This window comes from Nitrospira defluvii, assembly GCF_905220995.1.
Classification (GTDB): domain Bacteria; phylum Nitrospirota; class Nitrospiria; order Nitrospirales; family Nitrospiraceae; genus Nitrospira_A; species Nitrospira_A defluvii_C.
In genome coordinates, this window is record NZ_CAJNBJ010000016.1 from 563,391 (window position 1) to 588,662 (window position 25,272).

20 protein-coding genes are annotated in these 25,272 nt (G+C 59.5%); 13 read left to right on the forward strand and 7 right to left on the reverse strand.

From position 1 onward, the window contains the following. Window positions 1–48 precede the first annotated feature (48 nt). Both KJA79_RS14295 and KJA79_RS14300 read right to left on the reverse strand, forming a co-directional pair. Entirely contained in the window at window positions 49–930 is an 882-nt protein-coding gene (locus KJA79_RS14295; RefSeq protein ID WP_213042724.1) for a universal stress protein, read from the reverse strand. A 1,005-nt stretch (window positions 931–1,935) separates the two neighbouring features. Beyond that, window positions 1,936–2,388, reverse strand: coding sequence for a hypothetical protein (locus tag KJA79_RS14300; RefSeq protein WP_213042725.1), 453 nt, complete (start codon window positions 2,386–2,388; stop codon window positions 1,936–1,938). A gap of 370 nt (window positions 2,389–2,758) precedes the next feature. On the opposite strand from KJA79_RS14300, the gene KJA79_RS14305 reads away from it, so the two are divergent. The 4 genes from KJA79_RS14305 (at window position 2,759) to KJA79_RS14320 (ending at window position 11,337) form a co-directional block, all read left to right on the forward strand. Then, on the forward strand, window positions 2,759–6,559 hold the full coding sequence (locus KJA79_RS14305) for a hypothetical protein (RefSeq protein WP_213042726.1): 3,801 nt from the start codon (window positions 2,759–2,761) through the stop codon (window positions 6,557–6,559). A 973-nt stretch (window positions 6,560–7,532) separates the two neighbouring features. Continuing rightward, complete coding sequence (locus tag KJA79_RS14310) at window positions 7,533–8,462, forward strand: DUF5677 domain-containing protein (RefSeq protein WP_213042727.1); 930 nt, start codon at window positions 7,533–7,535, stop codon at window positions 8,460–8,462. Between the two features lie 171 nt (window positions 8,463–8,633). After that, on the forward strand, window positions 8,634–10,235 hold the full coding sequence (locus tag KJA79_RS14315; RefSeq protein ID WP_213042728.1) for an ATP-dependent nuclease: 1,602 nt from the start codon (window positions 8,634–8,636) through the stop codon (window positions 10,233–10,235). Continuing rightward, a complete protein-coding gene (locus tag KJA79_RS14320) occupies window positions 10,228–11,337 on the forward strand; it encodes a UvrD-helicase domain-containing protein (protein WP_213042729.1) in 1,110 nt (369 codons plus the stop codon). The genes KJA79_RS14315 and KJA79_RS14320 overlap by 8 nt, the downstream gene beginning before the upstream one ends. Before the next feature lie 287 nt (window positions 11,338–11,624). On the opposite strand, the gene KJA79_RS14325 is transcribed toward KJA79_RS14320, so the two are convergent. The 3 genes from KJA79_RS14325 to KJA79_RS14335 form a co-directional block, all read right to left on the reverse strand. After that, the gene (locus tag KJA79_RS14325; RefSeq protein ID WP_213042890.1) at window positions 11,625–12,968 is read right to left on the reverse strand and encodes an NAD(P)-dependent malic enzyme; all 1,344 of its coding nucleotides are present in this window, start codon (window positions 12,966–12,968) and stop codon (window positions 11,625–11,627) included. A gap of 65 nt (window positions 12,969–13,033) precedes the next feature. Next, window positions 13,034–14,764 (reverse strand): DNA polymerase/3'-5' exonuclease PolX, encoded by a 1,731-nt coding sequence (gene polX, locus KJA79_RS14330; RefSeq protein ID WP_213042730.1) that lies wholly within the window; start codon window positions 14,762–14,764, stop codon window positions 13,034–13,036. Further along, the gene (locus KJA79_RS14335) at window positions 14,751–14,930 is read right to left on the reverse strand and encodes a hypothetical protein (RefSeq protein WP_213042731.1); all 180 of its coding nucleotides are present in this window, start codon (window positions 14,928–14,930) and stop codon (window positions 14,751–14,753) included. Before KJA79_RS14335 ends, polX begins: the two co-directional genes overlap by 14 nt. Window positions 14,931–15,345: 415 nt before the next feature. On the opposite strand from KJA79_RS14335, the gene KJA79_RS14340 reads away from it, so the two are divergent. Further along, window positions 15,346–16,236, forward strand: coding sequence for a S1 family peptidase (locus KJA79_RS14340; protein ID WP_213042732.1), 891 nt, complete (start codon window positions 15,346–15,348; stop codon window positions 16,234–16,236). A 13-nt stretch (window positions 16,237–16,249) separates the two neighbouring features. On the opposite strand, the gene KJA79_RS14345 is transcribed toward KJA79_RS14340, so the two are convergent. Beyond that, window positions 16,250–16,468, reverse strand: coding sequence for a hypothetical protein (locus tag KJA79_RS14345; protein ID WP_213042733.1), 219 nt, complete (start codon window positions 16,466–16,468; stop codon window positions 16,250–16,252). Between the two features lie 74 nt (window positions 16,469–16,542). Next, window positions 16,543–17,895 (reverse strand): cyclic 2,3-diphosphoglycerate synthase, encoded by a 1,353-nt coding sequence (locus KJA79_RS14350; protein ID WP_246507668.1) that lies wholly within the window; start codon window positions 17,893–17,895, stop codon window positions 16,543–16,545. A gap of 155 nt (window positions 17,896–18,050) precedes the next feature. On the opposite strand from KJA79_RS14350, the gene acsA reads away from it, so the two are divergent. From acsA to KJA79_RS14390, 8 genes are all read left to right on the forward strand, one after another. After that, window positions 18,051–19,817: an acetate--CoA ligase gene (gene acsA, locus KJA79_RS14355; RefSeq protein WP_213042734.1), complete on the forward strand. Its 1,767-nt coding sequence runs from the start codon at window positions 18,051–18,053 to the stop codon at window positions 19,815–19,817. Beyond that, entirely contained in the window at window positions 19,814–20,779 is a 966-nt protein-coding gene (pdhA, locus tag KJA79_RS14360; protein WP_213042735.1) for a pyruvate dehydrogenase (acetyl-transferring) E1 component subunit alpha, read from the forward strand. Before acsA ends, pdhA begins: the two co-directional genes overlap by 4 nt. Before the next feature lie 78 nt (window positions 20,780–20,857). After that, window positions 20,858–21,829, forward strand: a complete 972-nt coding sequence (locus KJA79_RS14365; RefSeq protein WP_213042736.1) for an alpha-ketoacid dehydrogenase subunit beta — start codon at window positions 20,858–20,860, stop codon at window positions 21,827–21,829. An 88-nt stretch (window positions 21,830–21,917) separates the two neighbouring features. Further along, the gene (locus KJA79_RS14370; protein ID WP_213042737.1) at window positions 21,918–23,090 is read left to right on the forward strand and encodes a dihydrolipoamide acetyltransferase family protein; all 1,173 of its coding nucleotides are present in this window, start codon (window positions 21,918–21,920) and stop codon (window positions 23,088–23,090) included. Beyond that, the gene (locus tag KJA79_RS14375) at window positions 23,087–23,344 is read left to right on the forward strand and encodes an acyl carrier protein (protein WP_213042738.1); all 258 of its coding nucleotides are present in this window, start codon (window positions 23,087–23,089) and stop codon (window positions 23,342–23,344) included. The genes KJA79_RS14370 and KJA79_RS14375 overlap by 4 nt, the downstream gene beginning before the upstream one ends. Next, window positions 23,341–24,021, forward strand: a complete 681-nt coding sequence (locus tag KJA79_RS14380; protein ID WP_213042739.1) for a nucleotidyltransferase domain-containing protein — start codon at window positions 23,341–23,343, stop codon at window positions 24,019–24,021. Before KJA79_RS14375 ends, KJA79_RS14380 begins: the two co-directional genes overlap by 4 nt. A gap of 575 nt (window positions 24,022–24,596) precedes the next feature. Further along, on the forward strand, window positions 24,597–25,070 hold the full coding sequence (locus tag KJA79_RS14385; RefSeq protein WP_213042740.1) for an Hsp20/alpha crystallin family protein: 474 nt from the start codon (window positions 24,597–24,599) through the stop codon (window positions 25,068–25,070). A 16-nt stretch (window positions 25,071–25,086) separates the two neighbouring features. After that, the gene (locus KJA79_RS14390) at window positions 25,087–25,236 is read left to right on the forward strand and encodes a hypothetical protein (protein WP_213042741.1); all 150 of its coding nucleotides are present in this window, start codon (window positions 25,087–25,089) and stop codon (window positions 25,234–25,236) included. Window positions 25,237–25,272 lie beyond the last annotated feature (36 nt).

Here is a 25,272-nt window from a genome sequence, read left to right on the forward strand (position 1 = left end):
GTGTCTCCTTCCCTGTTCCCAACCAACGCCCGCGCAAGTCCTGCTCTGCTACGGCTTCACGATCAAGACCGGACAGGGTGCCAACTGCGCCACCGCTTGGGACACGCTCCCGAGCGCAGCGGCCTTCACCCCGGTCAGGCCGCGAGATCCGACCACCAGCAGGTCCGCGGCATCGCGCCGGGCTGCTCGAACGATGGCCTCGGCCGGATGGCCGGCAATCACCCTGGCGCGCACCGTGATCGATGCATCCCGCAACAGGCCTTCACATCCGGCGATGGCCTTGCGCGCCTCGGCACGCCGTTGACGCAGGAACGCCGCTTCCATCCTTCGACTCTCTTCGGGCTGAAACCGTTCAAGGACCGCTTTCTCCGCGCCCAGCGGACGCACGACACTCACGATCGTCACCTCGCGTATCCCGGGAAGACCCGCCACCACACCTGCCGCACGCTGCGCATCCTCCGATCCATCCGTGGCCAGCATGATTCGCAACCCGCCGCCGGCCTGCACCCTGCCGGGCACCAACATCAGACTGCAGGGAGCATAGGACAGGAGCCGCTGAGCAACTCCACCGATCGTGAAACCCGGGGACCGGTAGAGCCCCTGCATGCCTGAGACGACCAAGTCCGGTCGGCGCTCCTGAATGACCTGCAGAATCTCGCTGCTCGGGACGCCGTCCCGCACAATCACTTCTACGTCGGCAAAGGACTCCTCCAGGAGGCGGCGCACACGATCAAGCAAGGCCTCAACCATCGCGCTCTGCTGCTGCAGCAGCAGCTGTTGCCCGCTGACGCCGATGCTCTCAGGCACCTCCAACGGAGCCAGCACATGCACCACGGTCACCACAGTCTGCTTCGCATGTGGAAAGGCTCGCATCCATCCGATAATCCGCTCGGAACACTCCGATTCATCGAGTGCAACCAACCATCGCATCACGAGGCGCCCTCTCTTGGGCATACAAACGGAACAATGCACGCTCTGTCCTTCCTAATACAGACAGCATAGGCTGTGCCAGAGTCAGCCTCGCCATCCCGAACAGAGCGTCACATGAAGGTAAGAATAACAAGAAGTGAAACAAGGTGTTGACGGCGGGAACCGGAACGCCGTCCTAACTGGCCATTGGATACTGCCCTATAATGCTACAGGGACAGAACAGGCCTCTGTGGCGTGGCCCCCCAGCGGGAGTAAAACTTGACCAATGCCAAAACAGCGTTAACTGATAAGTGAGCGGAGGCTTCGGTGAGAGGAACAGAGACGGACACCGAGGTCGAGTGCAGAGGTGGTGAGCAGGCCCGCAGGTGCGAAGCGGGAAGCCTGAAACTTCTCCGAGATCTCCACTGTTGCTGTAGAGCTCTCTGAACCCGCCTCCGCCCTGCTTTTTTATTTCCTCAGCTTTTCAATCCGACGCGCAAACCATGCACGCTGCCCTTCTTGAGGACTATTCGTGCGTTTCTGTGACGTGAATCCGCAGACCTACGAGGAGAGAGGCCAACAAGTACGATTGAGGGCTTTCGAGGCGAGAAAAAAAAACGGCCCGCCCTTATGTGGAACGCCGGGGCTGCCGACTGGCCGAGAAGAGTTCGACAATCCTTCAGTCGCTCTCTTAGCTGATCATCCCGCGCACCGATCTTTACAAGGACCGCATCGACGGCCGTGCCTACTGGCACCGAGAAACGATGCGCGTACCGTGAACCCTCTCCCGCAACCGAGGCAGAAGCGACGCCCTACGCACGCTGGCTGCACAAGGGCGAGTCACACTCGCACGAGGCTGCCGACCTCAAGAAGCATTGCACCTCCTCCTGGTTCTAAGATAACCACGGCAGAGCGGGAATCAACGCGAGAAGATGCTCCGGGTACTCGCGCTCCTCTCGCCAATCATCAAGAGAGGACCCCCACTGCCCTGATGCGCAAGGCTAGTCTGCAACGATTGAGGCTCTGCTAGGAAGGACTCTTGCCCTCCCTTTGTCCCTGCTCCATCGGTCGTACATCTCGACCTACAATGATGAACGACCGCAATCCTCCCTCGCTGTCGAACTGCGCCTCACCGACCAGCCTCCCGCCTCTCACGAAAAACTCGATCGGATTCGCGACGATTTCCCAGGCCCCCAGGGTCACCACGTCGCCCACAACATGCAGCACAACCCTTGCTCCCTTCCAGGTGGAATCGGAGCCTTCATAGAACTCGAACCGTTCCGTCGTGCCTCCGTCCGGATTTCTTGTGACAGCCCTTGGCTTACCGAGCCTCTCAACCACCTTCTCTCGCGACAGTCGCCCCGACTTCAATTCGGCAACATCGACGTGCGACGGTTGGGTGCCTGCCTTATATGGACCGCAGGCGGCGCAACCTAACACCATCCCAATCAGGACTATGGCCCGAACCAACGGCGTCATCTCTTCACCCGGTTGCTCACTTTCCCCTCAGCGACTGCCCAGTGGCTGAGACGGCATTCCGTCCACGCTGATAAAAGAGTGCAACGTCCGGGCCGTCGGACCATGGCTGCCAGGTTTCAAGGAATGGACGGAACTACCACCGAATGATCGTCGACGTTCTGTGTGACTGTTGCAAGATGCCTCCCGCAACGTCTGTCCACTGTTGCCCGACGCTACAGATGTGAAAGGGGGGCGGTCTCATTGGATCGGCAGAATTCGACAGACAATCCATCAGCACCTTCGCAGGCGTTCCCTGGCCTGTCCCGTGCATGGTTTTGAAACCAGCCAGACGCTCATCCGGGCTCTTCATAAGCACAACGATGGAGCTTCGATGGTACGCTCGAATCAGTATTGTTCTCCCCGTCCTGCGCTGTTCCTCCTGGAGTTGGTGTGCGCGTTCATGCTGCTGTCGTGCATGGCGCCGCATCCCGTCTTTGCTCAGACGGAGGAAGAACAATCCCGCGCTTGTTGGGGCTTTCTCTATTGCAAGGAAACCAAAGGGGACACCACTTGGACGGAGGGCTTCCTCTGGCTATATTCAACTGAAGAGCGTGGAACCTTTTCTCGTCTTACGCTGGTTCCCTTCTATTCGCGCGAAGCGGACTCGGCGACGGATTATTCACGACGCAGTGTACTCTGGCCCCTCGGCATTTCCGAGCGTCGAGGAGACACGTCATACTTCCAAATCTTGCCCTTCTATTGGCAAGCTCACGACCCTCAACAACAGTACAGGATCGTCGCCCCTCTCTTTTTCGACTATGCCACAGGCGACTCTCGCTATACCCACTATCTCCCCCTCTTCGGACATCACCAGCACGGGAGCCTGTATCATCGCTATTACCTGCTCGGCCCACTGGCCATCGCCACCTACGACAAGGAAACCGATCTCAAGGAATGGGACATTCTCTTTCCGCTGTTCCACTATGGTGCGGACCGGAAGGGTTATGAGGCGAGATTTTTTCCGCTCTACTGGTCGGGCAGTACATACGACGATGGGAACTGGTATCGCCATCTCTTCCCCCTCTACTGGTCAGGCGGGAAAGAGGCGGATGGCAGTTGGTACCGTCATATCCTGCCGCTCCATGGCCGATCCGTGACGCCCCAGTCCGATTTGAGCTATGTGTTTCCGCTCTATGGATCGGTCACTGACGCCGAGAGCCACGAAACGCGCACGTCGCTCGTCGGGCTTCCACCCTTTCCACGCACGAGTCTCCCAGCGCTCGCCTTATATGAACATGCGTCGTCACCCGCGTCCGTCTCAGACCGCTTCTTCCCCCTCTATCGCTACACCTATGCGGAGCCGGAGCAGCGGAGGGAACTGAACGTGCTGGCCCTCTACCAGATGCAGAACAGCCCCGCTCTTACGTTCCACCGCCTGTTCCCCCTGTACTCCTACGAGGACGATCGTGAGAAGAACCGTGGCGGCTGGTCATTCCTGGGTTATGACCGATTCTCCCTGACAGGTCATGGCCATGACTCGGCCCAACAGTGGCATCAAGTTCTCCCCCTCTACCGGACTTTACAAGACGTCACCGCTCACACCAGGACGACGGACGTCTTAGGCCTCGGTCCGCTCTCGTTCTTTCGGCACTCGCAAAATCCTGATGGTTCGTTCCATCGCTTCTTTCCGCTCTATTCCTATGAGCACCCCTCGGAGGACGAGTGGCACTGGTCTGCCTTGATCGCCACCCCGCTTGCCCTCTACCGCCACGATGAAAAAGGGACCGCCATCCATGACCGTTTCTTTCCTCTGTACGACTGGGACCGCAATGGAGACTGGCGGGAATTCTCCGTGCTGGGGATCTCGTGGTTCTCGATATTCTACCGGGAGAGCGGTCCCACGCTATTCACCCATCGCCTCTTTCCCGTGTATCGGTACCGGCATGATCTGGCAAGCGACGAAGTGGATATGGACACGCTCCTCCTGCACCGGCACCATTCCACCGCGACACAAGGAACCGATCGGTTCTTCTTGCTCTGGGACAGCACATGGCAACGGGAGCAACCCATATGGGAGCTGGACTTCTTAGGAATCAAGCCGGTGACCCTGTTCCACCATGCCACATCTCCAACAGACACCACCGACCGGCTATTCCCGCTCTATGGTTATGAGCGTACCGCTGCAGACGAGCAGCGCCTGTCCTTGTTGGGATTTCCGCCACGAGAAAAGGAATTCAGCTGGTCGCTCTATGATCAGAGTACTTCATCGGCCCACTTCCGAACCCGATTCTTTCCTCTGTACCGCTACGAGCGCAACGATGAGACAAAGGAAGTGAATTGGTCCGCTTTATTGCTGTACCGACATGCGGAATCGGAGTCCCATCTTCGGGATACGTTCCTGCCGCTGCATGAGTATGAGCGTGACGGCGCCAAGGGCACGGCGGAATTCAGTCTGATCGGACTCAAGCCGGTGACCCTCTTCAAGCAGGGCAGCGCTCCTGACGCAGCCAATTCTATGCTGTTCCCGCTTTATGACTATGATCGGGAGGGAGACACCAATCGACTCTCGCTGCTCGGCTGGCCCAAAGTCGGAACGTTCCCGACCCTGTCCCTGTTCGAAAGGGTAGCCACGCCCTCCGAAACCACACATCGCTTCTTTCCACTCTATCGGTACAACCGGAACGACGAGGCCAAGACCGTGAATTGGGATGCGCTCCTGTGGTGGCATCGGGAAACAGAATACTGGAAACAGGATGTTTTGTATCCGTTCATGGATATCGAGCATGACCGGCAGAAAGACCTCCACGAGGTAGGGCTCCTCGGCATGCGCCCGCTCACGTTCTTTCAATATCGGTCCTCGTCGACCGAGTACTGGCATTACGCCGCCCTGCTCTACAAGTACAGCCTGGAAGGCGATCATCAACGCTTCTCCGCCCTCGGGCTGCCACACTTTGGTCAATTTCCGGCCCTGTCACTCTTTGCCATGGAACGCACATCCACCACTTACACACAGCGCTTCTTCCCGCTTTATGCCTACGCCAAAGACGACCAGACCGGAACGGTCGAGCAACGTTTCTCGGCCCTGGGCCTCCCACATCTCGGCAAGTTTCCGGCCCTCTCGCTCATTGCCATGGAGCAGACAGAGACGACCCGGTCGCACCGTTTCTTGCCGCTCTACTGGTACGCCCGGGACGAGCAGACCGGGACGCTCGACTGGCAAGCGCTGCTCCTCTGGTGGCATCAGACCGATCCGACACAGACCAGGGATACATTCTTCCCATTGGGAAGCCTGCGGCGAACTATGAACGAGCAGACGTGGAACTTCTCGGCCCTGGGAGTGGAGCCGGTGAGCCTAATACAAATCGGCAAGAGCGATACCGGCACTCGCAACCGCTTCTCGCCCCTCTGGGACTATGGCGAAGAGGGACAGGATTGGAGGCTCTCATTCGTGGGGATTCGACAGGCATCCCTGTTTTCCCATGACCGGACCGCCACCAGCACGACCAGCCATCTGTTTCCCCTCTGGTGGCGCAACGACTCACCGACTGAAGCGATGAATCTCTTCGTCCCGCTGTGGAGTGACATCACCGATCATCAGACCCACCAGCAAGCCAGAGGCATACTGGGCCTCGGACCGCTGTCTCTCTACTATCAAGAGCGCACTCCAAGCGGCGTGACCGCTCGCCTCTTCCCTCTCTGGGGCTATCAGCATGACGAGGCGACGCAAGAACACCGCACCAGCGCGTTGGGGGTCTATCCCATTTCGCTCTATTACGGCTACAGAAGTCCGACCGCGACCGAGAACCGGCTCTTCCCCTTCTTCCGTTACACCAGCGATCTGGTAAAGAATGAATCGGCGTTCTGGTTCCTCTGGCCGTTGTACGATCAGAAGACGGCTGAGGGCAGGACGACGGAAGCCAGCTTCCTCTGGTGGCTGTTCGAATATCGAAGCCCAAAGGCTGATGAATGGGAGTATTGGGTGCTCGGCCATCCCCCCATGGCCATGTTCATACGAACGGTGTCTCCGACGACGACTCATGTGGAAATCAATCCGATCATCCCCCTGTGGCGGCGGGACAGCGTGGAAGGGGTGGGCACCTCGTGGGCAGTATTGGGCGGATTGATCGGCATGGATGCCATGCCTGACGGCACGCACAAGCTGCGCTTGCTCTGGATGAGCAATAAGGATTAAGCCGGATTATTCATGACGGTTCGTCGCGAAAGCGCCGAGTCACGTCGTGAGGTCCGCGGCTCGACGACTAAGTCGAGCCACGCTTGCGGACGCCGGCGAGGCGGTGAGCTGACCGTGCCTTGGCGGGCAGAGCCGGGAAGCCCCGGCGCATACTCGTGCAGTACCTTGAGGGGCGCACGGCGCGATGCAGAAAGAGCGCCACGTCTGTGCGCGCCGCCGAGCCGGTGAGGCGGCCGGAACCGAGGGGCGAGCCCGCCGGCCGAAGGTCCGTCGTAGCGGTGAATCGGCGATTGCAGCAGAAGTGTTCATGAATAAGGCAGGCTATGAGTTGATCGCAGGCTTCGGTGAGAGGAACAGAGACGGACACCGAGGTCGAGTGCAGAGGTGGTGAGCAGGCCCGCAGGTGCGAAGCGCGAAGCCTGAAACCTCTCCAAGATCTCCACTGTTGCTGAAGAGCTCTCTGAACCCGCCTCCGCCCTGCGTTTTGTCTTCCCCAGAATTTCAATCCGACGTACAAACTATACGAGCTGTCCTTGTTGAGAACTATTCATGAGTTTCTGTGACCTGAACCCGCAGACCTGCGAGGAGAGTGGCCGACAAGTATGATTAAGGGCTTTCGAGGCGAGGCGGAAAAAAAACCGCCCGCTCTTGTGTGGTGCCCTAGGCATGCTCCCGCATAACGGCGAGTCACACTCACACGAGGCTGCCGACCTCAAGAAGCTTTGCACCTCCCTTCCTTCACTAATTAAGTAGCACGAAAAAGCAGGACCGTAGGCCTTCAGCCTCGACCTGGCGGCCAGTGTCAGCTATCGGCCCAAAGCAGAAGTACAGGACCAACCGCTACCAGAGGCGGGGCTTACACTGATCCGCATAGTGACCCGTGATAAATGCTCCCACCGTCGCAACTCATTGAAACGACAACGAGCCTGGCGTATTCTTCACGAACCGTAGTGGCGTCTTATCTGGACAGAAAATGGCAGATCTGGCCCTTATGGGGATCGGCCTAAACATTGTTAGCCGTCTCGGTTCGCCGACCATGGAAGAGATCGCTCAGGTGCTGAAGAAGTACGACGAGGAATACATCCGTCAGCATTTCGTGGACGTCCCATCTATCAACGCGTTCGCGCTTTCTTTCTTCAAGGACGTAGCGGACATCTACGATGCAATTACCCGTGTCCGAAACATCGAGCGGAACCCGAAAGGATTCGATGTGGATGATGCCCCCATACTTGGGCTACTGGTAAAAATATGGAAGCTTCTCAAGGAAGTGCTGAAGTACTACGAACAGAATAACGCTGAGCTAATCGGGGTCCTCGAACGGCCTCTAATTGAGGCAGCTGTTGTCGCCACTTACCTCATGCAGAGCGACAAATCCGTTGTCGAAGACTATAGAAAGTGCTCCTATAAGGATCGCCTCCGCATTTTGCGAGATCTGGAGAGCGGCTCCCGTTTCTTCGAGTCGAAGGCCGGAAAACGGCTTCTTGCGTCTGTCAGAGAGAAGATGTCTAACGAGAAACTGACCGTGCAGGACTTTGACGAGCAGAAAAAGAACCGTTGGAAGCTCAGCGGCAAGAGCTTCTACGAGATCTTCGCCCAAGTGGAGCACGTCGATCTGTACGCCTGCACGTATGGAATGATGTCGGAATCTATTCACGGATCTTGGAATGAATCTATCGACTTCTGTCTCTCGCGCAACGCCGACGGTACCTACTCGACTTTTCCTTTCTTCCAGCCTGCAGATGTTCGTTTTGTATCCCCAACCCTACGCTTTACCAATAAGCCCTTCCGACTGTGGCTGAGGCGCATCGAGGCCGATGATCCAAACTTGGTTCAGGCCTTAGATTGGATCGAGCGCGTCAACACCGCCATTTTCCTGAGGTTCGATGAAGCGTACGACAACTAATCCTTTGTTGCTGCGGACGGGGTTCCAGCATCGTGCCGATGCAAACTTCGCGGTGGCCCGCCGCAGAACAACACGTCTGGCAGCCAGGGGGTAGTTGAGGTACGCGTACACTGTTCAAGCAGACCGCCGATGCGCTAGACAAGCCGCGCCCCTAGCGAGAGGAGGAGATCATTGATCACGAAGATCAAGATACACGGCTACCGAATCTACAAGGACCTCACACTCGAACCGAACCCGAAGCTGAACCTCATCGTCGGAGCAAACGAAAGCGGGAAGTCGACTCTGATGGAGGCCATAGGTCTCGCTCTGACGGGTCGCATAAACGGCCGCTCGGCTTCCGAGGAACTCAATCCCTATTGGTTCAACAGCGAGCTGATCGAGGAGTTCGTTCGCCAGCGCAAGTTGGGGAATCCGGTTGCTTGGCCGGAGATTCGCATCGAACTCTTCTTGGAGAATCGAGACGAGCTGCAGAAGCTGTGCGGCGCTATCAATACGGATAAGCCCACCAATGCGTGCCCGGGCATATCAATAAGAGTTCTTCACGATCCCGCGTACTCCAAAGATCTCGATGAATGGGCTAAAAACGTCTCGCCGCTCTTGCCAGTTGAGTACTACTCCATCGACTGGCGGTCATTCGCTGATGAGCCGATTACGAATCGGCCGCCACAGCTCACGACTGCGATCATCGACTCTCGTACCGTGCGCTCGTCCACGGGCGTTGACTACCACATGCGCCACATTCTCAACGACGCCTTGCAGCCAGCAGAGCGGGCTGCGATCTCGGTCGCTTACAGGGAGATCAAGGCGTCGATGTCTGAGACCGCACTAAAGAATGTCAACGAAAGGATGGCCGAGACACACGCGTCCCTTCATGACAATCCGATCGTACTTGCGATGGACCAAAGCGCGAGAACATCTTGGGAAGGGGCTGTAACGCCGCATATCAACAACATTCCTTTCTCCATGTCGGGGCAGGGTCAGCAGGCTTCGGTCAAGATCGCTCTGGCCATGAGCCGCCACTCCGAACGAACGAACTTCGTAATGGTAGAAGAACCGGAAAACCATCTTACGCACACGAGTCTCACAAAACTCATTTCGAGGATGGAATTGCTCGCAGGCGAGCACCAGCAGCTCTTTGTTGCGACCCATAGCTCCTTCGTCATCAATCGGTTAGGACTGGACGGTCTACACCTTCTCGGCGGCGCCAAGCCTCTCAGACTGACAGAACTGAAGCCCGAGACGGTGGCCTATTTCCGAAAGCTCCCGGGTTATGACACGCTTCGTATGGTCCTTGCTGATAAAATCGTTCTTGTTGAGGGTCCTTCAGATGAGATCATCTTTGAGCGAATCTTCAAAGATAAGTATCAGAAGCGACCGATAGAGCTGGGTATCGATGTGATCAGCATGCGAGGACTGGCGATTGGTCGATGCCTGGAACTGTGCGCCGCGCTCGACAAGACCGTTGCAGCAGTTCGTGACAACGACGGTGTTGCCCCGGACGAACTGAGAACTCCCATTCAGGAATGGCTAGCGGACGATCGACGTGCCGTATTCATTGGATCGGTCGATCACGGACACACGCTCGAGCCTCAACTCATCCACTACAATACCGAGTCGCAGCTACGGAAGATATTGAAGATCACCGACCGTGCAGATATAGAAACATGGATGAGCCGCGAGAAGACCGAGACGGCAATTCGAATAGCAGTTGCCGAAGAATCGATAATTCCCCCGACTTATTTGCTTGAAGCAGCCTCCTTCATTCATGGCTAACTTCCTCACGCTTGCCGTCGCAGGATCACGTAAAACACAGGGAATCGTCGAACACTGCGCTTCGCTACCACACGACCGGCGCGCACTGGTCCTCACCTACACTCAGACAAACCAAGCCGAGTTGCGTAGTCGTCTAGCTAGCCTTGCAGGCGATCATCCCGGAATCTTGGTGATGGGTTGGTTCACATTCCTCCTGCGAGATTTCGCACGGCCGTTTCTTCCATTTCAGTTCGCTGGATGCAGGGTCTTTGGCTTCAACTTCGAAGGACGGCCCCACAGAATGGCGAAGGGGCCCAGGCGCTTTCTAGATTCCAATGGCTATGTCTATTCATGCGAACTTGGGCGTTTGGCGCATGAACTGGTCCATGCCAGTGGCGGTGCACTCCTGCGCAGGCTAGAGTGCATCTACGATGAAATCCTCATCGACGAAGTGCAGGACCTTAGTGGCCACGACTGGGAGATCATCGACGTTCTGCTACGCTCTGCCCTCATCGTTCATATGGTCGGTGACATCCGGCAGGCTGTACTTTCAACTAACCCGCGAAGTCCAAAGAACAAGAGGTACGCATACGCGTCAGCGGTGAGGTGGTTTCGTGAACGCGAGAATCGCGGTGAATTGCAGATCATCGAGAACAATACAACTTGGCGTTGTCACCCTGAAATTGCAACGTTCTCCGACTCAATATTCGACTCGAGCTGGTCGTTTCCGCAGACGCAGTCGCTAAACAAGACCGTGACCAAGCACGATGGCGTCTTTCTCATTCACTCCAAGCACGTCGCCGAGTATGTGGCTAGATTTCGTCCGCGGTGTCTGCGTGACAGCGCTCACTCGGGCAAGGCGTTCGATCTCAACTATGTGAACTTTCGGCTTGCGAAGGGCATGACATGCCAACGCGTTCTGATTGTTCCGACCGCTGGAATCAAGTCTTTCATCCAATCTGGCACGCACTTGGATCCAGTTCCGGCGTCGAAGTTTTACGTAGCAGTCACGCGGGCCGAGCAGAGCGTGACGATTGTGATCGACGAGCCCGGATATTCGCAGCTTCCGTACTGGGATCCTTCGATGGCCGCCCAACAAGGCGTTGAAGCGGACGTGGAATAGCGTGGTCCAAATGCCCGCTGTGCCGTTCTGGCATCAACCCCTCCAGCCTCGCCGGGATCCGGCGAGGCTATTGCACTGTCTTTAAGCCCAATCCATCAATGCGACAGGGCTGAAGGCCGCTTTATGCCGCCGCGATCTCGCTGCCGAACTTCCGCACTTGGCCGGGGGCGGCCTTTCGAGGCCCGAGCTCATCGGACGTTTTCCGTTCTATTGAATACCGATTATTACCACTCAACCCTGCGCCTGGTCCCACAGGGCCGGACCAGTTTCGGCCACCAGCGCTTTCGTCACCCCCTCGCTGCCGGCGGCGCGACGATGAGCCCCTCGCGCAGCAACACACGCATGGCTTCATGCGCGGAACGGATCTTCGATTCAGCCAGAATGTGCACCTGGTCGCGAGTCCTGGCTACCGTCGCCAGTCCCTGCTCCTGGGCCTTGGTCGCAGTGGCCACGGCAAGCCGCATCGGCACCTGCCATTCCTCCATCGTCGGGAGAATGCTCTCCTCGTGGATCCCGCGCTCCCGGGCACACAGAGCCAGTTCATGGGCCGCCGCGATCGCCATCTCATCGGTAATGGCCCGCGCCCGCACGTCGAGCACACCGCGAAAAATGCCGGGGAACACGAGGGAGTTATTCACCTGATTGGGGAAGTCGCTGCGGCCTGTGGCGACGATTCGCGCGCCAGCCTCCTTCACCTCCCAGGGCCAGATCTCGGGGATGGGATTGGCGCAGGCGAACACAATGGCATCCCGCGCCATATCTTTTACCCATTCCGGCTTGATGATACCGCCGGCCGAAAAGGCCACACATACGTCGGCTCCCCGCAAGGCCTCGGCGATGCCGCCACGCAAACCGGCTGGATTGGTCCGAACACAGACGTTCCATTGCTCGCTGAACGCCGAATCTAGCTCATACTCGCGCCGGTATGTGCCGAGGATGCCTCCCGCATCACAGGCGACAATTCTGGCGGGATCGGCGCCGCAAGCAGTGAGAAATCGATAGGTCGGCACGTTGGCCGCTCCCATGCCGATCATGGCAATGCGTACCTGCCCCATGTCTTTTCCCACCACGGTCAGCGCGTTCATCAACGCCGCCAGCAGCACAGTCCCGGTCCCCTGCTGGTCATCATGCCAGACAGGAATCGGGCTGATCGCCCGTAGCTCGCGCAGAATCCGGAAACACTTCGGCATCGCAATATCCTCCAGGTTGATGGCCCCGAAGGATGGGCTGAGTAAGCGGACGGTCCTGATGAGTTCATCGGGATCTTTCGTGTCGAGACAGATCGGGACGGCATCCACACCGCCCAGATATTTGAACAACATCGCCTTGCCTTCCATGACCGGCAATCCGGCTCCAGGGCCGATGTCGCCCAGCCCCAACACGCGCGTCCCGTCCGAGACAACGGCGATCATGTTCCCCTTGTTCGTATAGTCGTAGATCCGGTCTGGATCAGCTTGAATCGCCTTGCAGGGTGCGGCCACTCCGGGCGTGTACCAGACGGAAAAGTCCTCCAGGCTGCGGATCGCGCACTTGGGCATCGTCTGCATTTTCCCCTTATAGTAGGCATGCAGGCGCAACGCCTCTTCCGCCGGCTTCGACGCCTTCGCCAACAGGTCGGCTCGTTCCGTCATCATCTTTCCTCCTCCGATCTCGTCACCGTCACGCGACTGGCCCCCACATTAGCCGTCCGGCACCGTCAGGTCTCCATGGTGCGCCTCAACAATCGTGTCACTTCCGCGTAGGATCTCGTGTTGAGGACATCCGACTTCTGGAGCCAGCCTCGCCGGGCCTGTCCGATACCGTACCTCCTGTCATCAAGGTCACCCGTGCTATGCGCGTCGCTGTTGACGGCCAGCAGCACTCCCTCCTCCCGCGCTATCTGGCAATGGAGGTCCGTCAGGTCCAACCGTTCCGGATGGGCGTTTACCTCCAGGAAGCAGCCGCGCTCCCGGGCTTTCCGGATGATGCGCAACATATCCACATCATAGGGCTCACGGCGACCGATGAGGCGGCCGCTGGGATGGGCCAGAATAGAAAAATGCGGATGGTCCATGGCTTTCAGGATGCGGTCGGTTTGTTTCTGCTTGGAGAGATTGAAGCGGCTATGAACCGCGCCGACCACCAGGTCTAAGCGACCGAGCACGTCATCCGGCAAATCGAGCGAGCCGTCTTCGAGAATATCGACCTCAATCCCTTTCAACAGGCGAATGTCCGTGAGGTCCCTGTTCAACCGGTCGATCTCATCCATTTGCGCGGAGAGCCTGGCGGGATTGAGGCCCCTGGCCATCGTCAAGCGGCGGGAATGGTCCGTAATCGCGAGATACCGGAGTCCTCGACGCCGAGCCGCGTCCGCCATCTCTTTCAGACCATGCCGACCGTCCGTGGCAGTCGTATGGGCGTGTAGATCCCCCACCAGATCTTGCAGTTCCACGAGCGTCGGAAGCCGGCCTGCTTTCGCCGCGTCGAACTCACCACGGTTTTCTCGGAGTTCCGGGGGAATCCACGGCAGGCCGACTGCGGCATAGACCGACTCTTCCGTGTCACCGGCGACGCGGACCGCTCCACGAAATACCCCATACTCATTGAGCTTGAACCCTCGTTCCTGGGCCAACTGCCGCAGCACAACGTTGTGATGCTTGCTGCCGGTGAAATAGAGCAGCGCGGCCCCATAACTCTCGTCAGGAACCACCCGCACATCCACTTGCAGGTGGTTCTGAAGGCGGACACTGGCCTTCGTCTCGCCGTGAGCCAACACCTCCCGCACTTCGGGGTACCGGATAAATCGGTCCGTGATGGCCCGCCCCGTATTGGCCGTCACGAGAATATCGAGATCACCGATGGTCTCCCTTGCGCGCCGATAACTTCCGGCCACCACAACGCGGCCGACCCCTGGGCACTGGTTGAGATAGGCCACCAATGCCTCGGCAGAGGGCATGGCAACGGCCAGTTGCATGCGAGACTCTTTCCCGGTCCGTGCGGCCAACGCTTCGAGGATATGCTGTTCGGTTTTTTCCCCGAATCCGGGAAGGGTGCGTATACGCCCCTCCAGCGCCGCCTGCTGCAAATCGGACAGGCCCCGTAGGTTCAGCGCGCAGACAAGGGCCTGGACGCGCTTGGGGCCAAGCCCGGGAATACGCAGCAGCTCCGTCAGTGTCGCGGGGGTCTTGCTGCGCTGGGCCTCCAAGGCGGCGACGGTGCCGGTCCGGATGATTTCCAGGATTTTCCCGGCTAAATCGTCGCCGATACCAGGCAGGCTAGTGAGATCTTCTCCCCGCGCGACCATCTCGGCCACCTCGCCGGGAAGATCACGGATCGTCCTCGCGGCAAAACGGTAGGCCCTGACCCGGAACGGGTTTGCGCCTTCGATTTCGAGCAGGTCGGCCATCTCCTCAAAGATCGCCGCAATCTCGCCGTTATGCACCGCCATGCTTGCTCCGCCACGATTGAAACCAATGCCAGACGCCATCCTGCCCATAGAATCTTCGCCGCCGGGCAACCATCTCCATGGCCTGATCCTGCGCCTTCTTCAGCGTGAACTTCCGGTAGCGTCTCAGCTCAAGCTTGGGTAAATTCTTGAACGCTGTCTTCCGCATCTCTTCCACCCGGCGATCTGATTCCTTCCCCGCCCAGAAGCATATCCGGGGCCTGTCAATACATGGGACAGCCGGCACCTTACGGGGGGACATCGGGAAAGCAGGAAATTCTTTATGAGGATGAGAGAAAGCAATGCATAGGCCAACAGGCCAGGAACGCGATCGAGTGGCTAGGGCATAGCCATGCGTCTGGGTAGTAGGACTTCGCGAGGGCAACAGTTGCCTTCTTCCCCAGTCGGCGGCATGCGGCTGTCGCAGAACGCCTCCATGAGCCGACGCCTCCCAGGTTCCCCTGAGAGCGAAGATTCAGCTGCCCCTAGACCGGGACCGACAGAGAAGCGCTCCATGCCAGGCACTGCCTTTGCTGGTCGAAGCGGTGCCTATCGACCGAAATAGATCATGGAGGCGGGACAGGATGGCTGGCTGGATCGACCGTTGGCGGGCAGCGACAGTCGCACTGGGTTGTGTACAGGAGGCAGAGATCCGCTCACGTGGGGGACGGGTGTCGCGAAAATCGTTCTTCGCCGTGGTCGGTACCGGCGTGCTATTTTCCCTTCACTCGAGGCGCAGTCCTGTCACGTGGCTGGTCACCGCTAAACACGTCTTCGCCGATCCCCATGAGGAGTGGAGACCGTCCACGCTGGGTATGGTCTTCCCGGACAGGCATCCGCGGGGCGCAGCGCCGGTCGTCGAAATCCCGCTTCAACTCATCAAGGCGGGCCGACGTTGCTGGTTTCCGCATCCGGATCGATCAGTGGATCTCGCCTGCCTCCCGCTGCCATTGCACCTGCGGACACCACCATCGGGCAGCTCCTCCGCCATCGCCTGGATGGATATTGCCACAACCGCAGCTTTGTATGAAGGCGCGCCGGTGATGGTGCTGGGCTATCCCGCTGCATTCGATATACCCGACTCCCCGCGAGCGATTGTGAGGCAGGGCATCGTCTCCTGGGTCTCGCCGACCCGCCCCGGCTCCGAAGTGTTTCTGATCGACAGTCACGTCTTTCCCGGAAACAGCGGGGGCCCGGTGTTTCGGCTTCCGGACAACATGGATCGGGAGGGCCATCGAGCCGAAGAGGGCAACGTCGCCCTCCTCGGCATCGTCACCCAAGCCAGGATTCAAAGCTTGCCACTGCTGGCCGGCGGCAAACAGGTGGATCTCTACGTACAAGGCAAGAAGACGTCAGAACCGCTCCTGACACCGAGTTTTCTCGGGCTCGGACTGGTGGAGCCCGCCTATCGCATCAAGCAACTGCTCGTCTCGGCGACGAACCGCCACCGGCGGCGAAAGGCCTCTGCGCCATGATCGTGCGGACCGCCTAGTTCAGTTTGGCCTTCTCACGTTTCGCAATCAGTTGCCTCGCGCCTTCGGGAGTGGCCATCTGCCGTCGATGTTCAAGAATGAGGGGATCGATGTGCTCGCCGCACATCACGCAACGCCATCCCAGCTGATTGACCTCGCGAATCTCCTCCGGCACCATGAACCCGCCGCACCGAAGGCACCGATCCTGCGCGATATATGTGGAATGAGTCACCATAGAGGGTCTCGCCTTTCTGTTGGTCGTGATGAAGTGTTTCACTGCTCATTTGAGCATGAACGGACAAAAAGGATTCAGGCCCCCTTCGCCTTCCTGATCACCCCTTGCAACACGTCGGCCAGCGTCGGCCGCCCATGATCCTCTACGTCATACCGCACCCGCACCGTCGGCTGCGCGATCCGGATCAGCCGCCGCAAATCCACCGGCGTGGCAATCACCACGAGGTCGCAGTCCACTGATCGAATGGTCTCCTCCAGGTCCCGAATCTGCTGCGGCCCGTAGCCCATCGCCGGGAGGACGGGTCCGATATGCGGATATTGCTGAAACGTCCCGTTGAGGCTCCCGACGGCAGAGGGTCTGGGATCGACGATGGCACGGGCCCGATGCCGTTCAGCCATCAGGTAGCCGGCACCGAATGCCATGCCGCCATGGGTCAGCGTGGGCCCGTCCTCGATCACCAGCACACGCTTCCCCGCAATCAGGCCGGACTCATCCCCGCTCAAGGGCATGACCGTCTCCACCAGGGTTGCCCGCGGATTCAAGCGCTCGATCAATCGACGGGCTGCGGCCACCTGCGTCGACGTGGCGGTATCCAGCTTGGTGAGCACGACCACATCCGCGCGAAGCAGATTGACCTCGCCCGGGAAAAAGTCCTGTTCATCGGCTCGATGCGGATCGAGCAACACGATCTCCAGATCGGGCACGAAGAACGACCAATCATTGTTGCCCCCGTCCCAGACAATGATGTCCGCCCAGCCTTCTGCCTCGTGCAAAATTCTCCCATAGTCGACCCCGGCATAGACCGGACAACCCTGCGCCACATGCGGCTCATACTCCTCACGCTCCTCGATGGTGCAGCCTGCCGCGTCCAGATCGGCCAATGAGTCGAATCGTTGCACCGCCTGCTTCACCAGATCGCCATAGGGCATCGGGTGCCGCACCGTGGCAACCCGCAATCCCGCCCGTTGGAGAATCGCGACAACCCGGCGCGCCACGGGACTCTTGCCGGCACCGGTCCTGGTCGCGCAGACCGACACCACCGGCTTTTTTCCGGACAACATGGTCGAACGTGGCCCCAACAGCGAAAAATCGGCGCCGGCCGCCAGCACAACGGAAGCCTGCCGCATCAGAGACTCATGAGCAATGTCGCTGTAGGCAAAAACCACCAGCTCGATATGATGCAGGCGAATCAACCGGTCGAGTTCCTGCTCGGGATAAATCGGAATGCCGCTGGGATACAGGCTCCCGGCCAACGATGCCGGATACAACCGATCGGCGATATTCGGGATCTGCGCCGCGGTAAAGGCCATCACTCGATAGTCGGGATTGTCACGGAACCGCACATTGAAATTATGGAAATCTCGCCCGGCAGCCCCCATGATGAGCACCCGGGGCCCTTCATGCTTGGCGCGATTGTCCACGGCCATTCTCCACCTCTGATGAATAATGCTACAGCTACCGCAGCCACCATCGGGGCTCGCTCAGCATAATCGGCGCGAATTCCCACGTTTGGTTGTGCCGCACGGACGCTCATTGATGGTCTACGCCTTGCAGAACCCGTGCTCGGAGCATCCAGAACAGCATGCCTTGGAACCCTATCATCAAATCGAGACGCGACTGGGACGTCATCCCGAACCTCCACGACTATGACACTGTGCGCAGAGGCTTTTCATGGGACCGGGCACGCGCCGAGCTAGATGGGCTCCCGGCCGGACAGGGCCTGAATATCGCGCATGAAGCCGTCACGCGTCATGCGGCCGGACCGCTGGCGCAACGGACAGCCATCAGATGGTTGGGTAAAAGCGGCACCGTCGACGACTACTCCTATCGCCGGCTGGATGAGCTGACGAACCGCTTTGCGAACGTGCTACAGGCGCTCGGCGTCGCCAAGGGCGACCGGGTCTATGCACTCACCGGGCGCATCCCGGAGCTGTACATCACGGCACTGGGCACGCTCAAACACCGCGCGATCTTCTGTCCGTTGTTCTCCGCCTTCGGGCCGGAACCGATCCGCGCCAGGCTGGCCATCGGCCAGGCGAAGGTACTCGTGACCACGGCCTCCCTCTATCAACGAAAGGTGGCCGCCATTCGAGAGGCCCTGCCCCACCTGGAACAGGTGCTGCTGATCGGCGACGAGCAGCCGACGCCGCCACGAACGGGCACAGCCAACTTCCATCAGCTCCTTGAGCAGGCCTCAGGCCACTATCGGATCGGCGCGACCGATTCCGAAGATCCGGCGCTCCTGCATTTCACCAGCGGGACGACCGGCACACCGAAGGGTGCGCTCCATGTGCATGGAGCCGTGGTGGCCCATCACATCACCGGCAAACTGGCGCTCGACTTTCATCCCGACGACATCTTCTGGTGTACCGCTGATCCCGGCTGGGTGACCGGCACCTCCTACGGCATCATCGCCCCGCTCACCAACGGCTTGACCAGCATCGTGGACGAAGCTGAGTTCGATGCCGAACGATGGTATGGCATCCTGCAAAACCAGGGTGTCACGGTCTGGTACACCGCACCGACCGCCATCCGGATGATGATGAAAGTCGGCCTGCCCCTCGTCAGACAGTATCGCTTGGGGAAACTGCGCTTTCTGGCCAGTGTGGGAGAACCGCTGAATCCCGAAGCGGTCGTGTGGGGTGAACAGGCCTTTGGCCGCCCGTTTCACGACAACTGGTGGCAGACCGAAACCGGCGGCATCATGATCGCCAATTATGCGGCCATGGATGTTCGCCCCGGTTCCATGGGACGTCCCCTGCCCGGCATCGAAGCCGCCATCGTGAGAAGAAGCGATTCAGGAGAGGTGGAGCCGATCACCGAGCCTGGTCAACAGGGGGAACTGGCACTACGGCCCGGTTGGCCGTCGATGTTCCGTGGCTATTGGCATGAACCGGAACGGTACAAGAAATGTTTTGCAGGCGGCTGGTATCTCACCGGCGACGTGGCCAAGCAGGACAAGGACGGGTATTTCTGGTTCGTGGGCCGGGCGGATGACGTCATCAAGACCTCGGGACATCTCATTGGTCCGTTTGAAGTCGAAAGTGTCCTGATCGAGCACAAGGCCGTGGCCGAAGCCGCAGTGATTGGTAAACCGGACCCCGTCGCCATGGAACTCGTGAAGGCCTTTGTCTCACTGAAAGACGGATACGAACCGAACGATGCCCTCAAGCGCGAACTGCTCGGCTTTGCGCGGGCCCGCCTCGGTGCCGTGGTGGCCCCGAAGGAGATCGCGTTCTTGCCGACCCTGCCGAAGACGAGAAGCGGCAAGATCATGCGGCGTCTGTTGAAGGCGCGTGAACTCGGCTTGCCCGAGGGCGATACCTCGACGTTGGAGAGTGGCGCATGACGGCGTCGATGACACGCGAGCGGGGCGTGGAGCTGCTGCGGCAGATGTTGCGGATCCGCCGGTTCGAGGAGCGGGCGGCGGAGCTCTACCAACTCGGAAAGATCCACGGGTTTCTCCACTTGTATATCGGAGAAGAAGCCGTGGCCGCCGGCTCCATTCCTACCTTGACGAATGACGATGCCATCGTCGCCACCTATCGCGAACACGGCCACGCGCTCGTCCGTGGTACCTCCATGCGATCATTGATGGCCGAGTTGTTCGGCAAGGCCACCGGCTGCGCGCGCGGACGCGGAGGCTCCATGCACTTCTTTGACGCGTCACGCCGCTTCTACGGCGGGCTGGCGATCGTCGGCGGCGGCTTGCCGGTGGCGGTGGGGTTGGCGCTCGCCGACAAGCTGCAAGGCCGTGCGCGCGTCACCGCCTGCTATTTCGGCGATGGCGCCGTGGCCGAAGGCGAATTTCACGAATCCTTGAACCTTGCGGCCCTGTGGAAGCTGCCGGTGCTGTTTCTCTGCGAGAATAACCTCTATGCCATGGGCACCGCGTTGGCCCGACACCAATCGCAACCGGACATTGCGGGAAAAGCGAGAGCCTACGCGATGACCGCCCACACGGTCGACGGCATGGATGTCCTGGCAGTCGAGGACACCACGGGGCGCGCGGTCGAGTTCGTGCGACAGGGCAACGGGCCCTGTTTTCTGGAGTACCGAACCTACCGCTTCCGTGCCCACTCCATGTATGACGCCGAACTCTATCGCACCAAAGATGAAGTGAACGAATGGAAACAGCGAGACCCGATTGCTGTGTTTCAACAGACGCTGCGCGCCGCCGGCCTCTTGCACGATGAGGATGGGGAGCAACTGGAGACATCGATTGCGGCCGAGGTCGCCGACGCAGTGGCCTTTGCGGAGGCTGGGACTTGGGAGCCGGTCGAAGATCTCACCAAGGATGTGTACAGCTGAACGGTCGGCGATCAGCAGTCAGCATCAACGAGAAGCTGAACGCCAATCGCTGAATGCTATGTGGGTATAATTGGATTCATGAACATCACCTACAGAGAAGCGGTGCGAAGCGGCATGCGGGAGGCCTTGCAGCGCGATCCTCGCGTATTCCTCATGGGAGAGGACGTCGGCAAGTACGGCGGCACCTATGCGTGCAGCAAAGGGTTTCTCGACGAGTTCGGCCCTGAACGGATTCGGGATACGCCGCTGTCCGAAAGCACGTTCGTGGGCGCGGGCATCGGCGCGGCGCTCGGGGGCATGCGCCCGATCGTGGAAGTCATGACCGTCAACTTCAGCCTGCTGGCACTGGATCAAATCATGAACAATGCCGCGACGCTCCGGCACATGTCTGGCGGACAATTCAGTGTGCCGCTCGTCGTCCGTATGGCCACTGGTGCCGGTCGGCAGGTAGCCGCGCAACATTCCCACAGTCTGGAGGGCTGGTACGCACATATTCCCGGGATCACGGTCCTGACGCCCGCGACCGTCATGGATGCGCGTGGCATGCTGCTCACCGCCCTCGAACAACCGGACCCGGTCTTTATCTTCGAACATGCCTATCTCTATTCCATGGAAGGTCCTCTGGAAGAGGGCCCGGTTGCGGTCGAGATCTCTCATGCGGCCGTCCGTCGACTCGGCAGGGATGTCAGCCTACTCACCTTCGGTGGCAGCCTCTGGAAGACGTTGGCCGCCGCCACACAACTGGCGCAGGAAGGCATCGAGGCTGAAGTCGTGGATCTGCGGGTCCTGCGCCCGCTTGATCGCGACACCCTTCTGACATCTGTGAGAAAGACTCATCGGGCGGTCGTGATCGACGAAGCCTGGCGCACCGGCAGTTTCGCCGCGGAAGTCTCCGCCGTGATCATGGAACAGGCGTTTTACGATTTGGACGCCCCGGTCGCGCGCGTATGCAGCGAGGAGGTCCCGATTCCCTATCCGAAACATCTGGAAGAGGCAGCGTTGCCGTCAGCAGACAAAATCGTGCAGACGGTTCGTAGATTGCTGGGATAGGCAATGGCTCGGCTGTTTCTCCGTCACTCATCGCCGGGGCCATTGTACGCTTCACCTTTCGCGCTTCACGCTTCACGGAGTCTCTCTCATGGCTGAATTTGTCATGCCCACCCTCGGCGCAGACATGACCGAGGGAACCTTGGTGCAATGGAAAAAGCGGATCGGCGACCGGATTGCCAAGGGCGAGATCATCGCGGAGGTCGATACGGAAAAAGCGGCCATCGAGGTCGAATGCCATGCCAGCGGGATCATCGAACAGTTGCTGAGCAAACCCGGAGACAAGGTACCCGTCGGCACCGTGATGGCGATCATTCGCGAAGAAGGGCAACCGGCGACCACTTCGGCCCAGCCACAGAACATCGCTCCGCAGCCGGTCACTCCTCCCAGAACCCTGCCCGTTGCCAAGACTGCCCCCGCACCGTCGCCAGGCAGCCGCCTCCGCATTTCTCCCGCAGCCAGAAAGCTGGCCGCCGAGCGAGGGATTGACCCGACAGGCCTTCAGGGAACAGGGCCGGAAGGGGCCATCACGCTGGACGATGTCACCCGCGCTGCCACAATCGCCGCGGGCGTCGGCACCGCAGCCACCGCGGCTGAGCGTCAGGCGCGCATGCGGCAAACCATCGCCGCAGCCATGGCTCGTTCCAAACGCGAGATCCCGCACTATTATCTGAGCACCACCATCGACATGAGCCGCGCGTTGGCATGGCTCACAACGGAGAATGGGCGCCGCCCGGTGACGGAACGGCTGTTAGTGAGTGTCCTGTTCATCAAGGCGGTCGCCCTCGCACTGAGACACGTACCCGAACTCAATGCCCTGTGGAAAGAGGGTGAGGCGGTCAGAAGCGAACGGATTCACATCGGCACGGCCATTTCCCTGCGCCAGGGAGGCCTCGTGGCGCCGGCGCTGCATGATGCCGACCGGGCCGGCCTCGGCGACTTGATGCAACGCTTCCAGGACCTGGTCAAACGGGCCCGCGCCGGTTCGCTGCGCAGTTCGGAACTGTCGGACCCCACCATGACCGTCACCAGCCTTGGCGAACAAGGGGTGGAAACCGTCTTCGGAGTCATTTATCCTCCGCAAGTGGCGTTGGTGGGATTCGGCAAGGTGGTCGAACGGCCCTGGGTGGCCGAGGGGCAGGTCGTCCCACGACCGGTCGTGACCGTGTCGTTGTCGGCGGATCACCGTGTCAGCGACGGCCATCGCGGCGGATTGTTTCTGGCTGAAATTGATCGTCTGTTACAAACGCCTCAATCGCTATGACGACCACACCATCCGACGCCGACGCCCGCGCGCAAATCCTCCGTCTCCTCGGCGAGATTGCCCCCGAGGCAGACCTGGCCTGCCTCAACCCCGATGTCAGTTTTCGAGACCAGCTCGACCTCGACTCGATGGACTTCCTCAACTTCGTCGTGGCGCTCCACAAGGCATTCCACATCGAGATCCCTGAAACCGACTATCCCAAATACATGACCTTAAACGGTTGCATCGCCCAGGTTGCCGCATCGCGAACATGACCAATCCTCACTCGCCACCGACCGACACCTGCATCTTGAAAGTCGTCGTCGGGTCGCATGCGCACGGCCTGGCCGGACCGGACAGCGACAAGGATTTTCGCAGCGTCTTCGTGCTGCCCACCGCCGAATTGTTTCGTGTGGGTTTCAAATACCAAGGCACGAGGATGATGAAGGAGGAGGACGACGAGACCGCCTGGGAGATCGGGCACTTTCTCCAGCTCGCACTGCAGGGTCACCCCTTGGTGCTGGAAACGCTGGTCGCCCCGGTCGTCACGATGGACGACTGGGGCACGGAGCTACGGCAACTCTTCCCTCGTCTCTGGTCCGCACAAACCGCTTATGACTCCTTTCTCAACTACTGCGAGAACCAGCGCAAGAAAATGTTGGAGAAAAAAGACGGCCGGCCGGCGAAATACGCCGCGGCCTACGTGCGCGTGCTGTTTAATCTCTGCGAATTACTGGAACGCGGTAGCTTCAGCATCAGGATTTCAGAAACTCCGGTCGGCGAAGTCGTCCGTCGGATCAAGTCGGGACAGTACCGGCCCGGTGAAGTCATTGATCTGGGGGAATATTGGAGCGAAGAAGCCGCCCGCCGTCTGCGCACCTGCACTCAACAGGCGCGCCCTGATCTCGCCGATGCATTTCTGCTCAAACTACGGAAGGCGTTTCTGCGTTAGCGACCACACGACCGGCGGCATGACAATACAAAACCCGCTTCCGTGTGGAGATCAGGCCTGCCGACCGAGCGAGATCCATCCGAACACCCCGGCACAACGCTCACGCCGGATGTCCCGCGCCTCCCGTTCATCGGGCTCCCACTGGAGCCGTGCCTCATACTGGCACCGAGATGGAAGCGCGTCCCTTCAGAACTGACCCCGAAACCGGCACAGGCGCAACCCCCGAACCAACTCTTCGCTGCACGGAAGCGGGGATGTCGACCTTATCCTGGCTCCACCTCCCTTCACTTATCCATGTAAGCACGGTCGGACTGGAATCAATGAGGTAATTGGCACCATTGCCGCTCCCCGCTGCTGTCCCGTATCGCCCCACCCTCAGGCGCCGACGACCAAGAGCCCGCCTCGCCGTTTGCCCTAAGCGAGTGAACTTTCGCCACTCCCTGATGCGACCATCGCAGGATTTCTCCCTGGCATCGGGCCTGCAATAGCCTGGAAGCAGTTGCGCGTGACGAGCGAATCTATGATCGTCAGGCGCAGATGCACAACCCACAGGCTTGCACAAAGGAGACGGCATCATGAGTGGACTCACACGCTGGGAACCGTTTCGCGCACAGTGGAACCCTTGGAAGGAACTGGAGGATGTGGAGAAGCGTCTGTCGGCGCTCTGGGGCCGCCCCCAGGGCAAGGTCGAAGGACAAAAGGAAGCCATCTCGGTGGCAGAATGGGCTCCGCTGGTCGACATCACGGAGGACGACAAGGAATATCTGATCAAAGCCGAGCTGCCGGAGATCAAAAAGGAAGACGTGAAGCTGACCGTGCAGGACAATGTGCTCGCCATTTCCGGTGAACGAAAATACGAGAAGGAAGAAAAGGACAAGAAGTACCACCGGGTGGAACGCGCCTACGGCAGTTTTCTGCGAAGCTTCACGCTGCCGGAAGATGCCGATGGCAGCAAGGTCGCGGCGGAGTACAAAGACGGCGTGCTGAAGGTTCATCTGCCGAAATCGGAAAAAGCCAAACCCAAATCCATCGAGGTCAAGGTCTCCTGAACGGAAGGAGCAGGCCATGTTCAAACATCCTCGGTATCTGGATATTCCCTGGGAAATGCATTGGCATCCGGAGGGGACATCTCATCATCACCGATGGTTGGTGCTCCTCGTGATCCTTGCGGCTCTCTTTTTGATCGGCGTGGGAGTGACCAGTGGACTCTGGTAGACAGCCCATGGCTGACGCGGACGTGCAACACAGGCG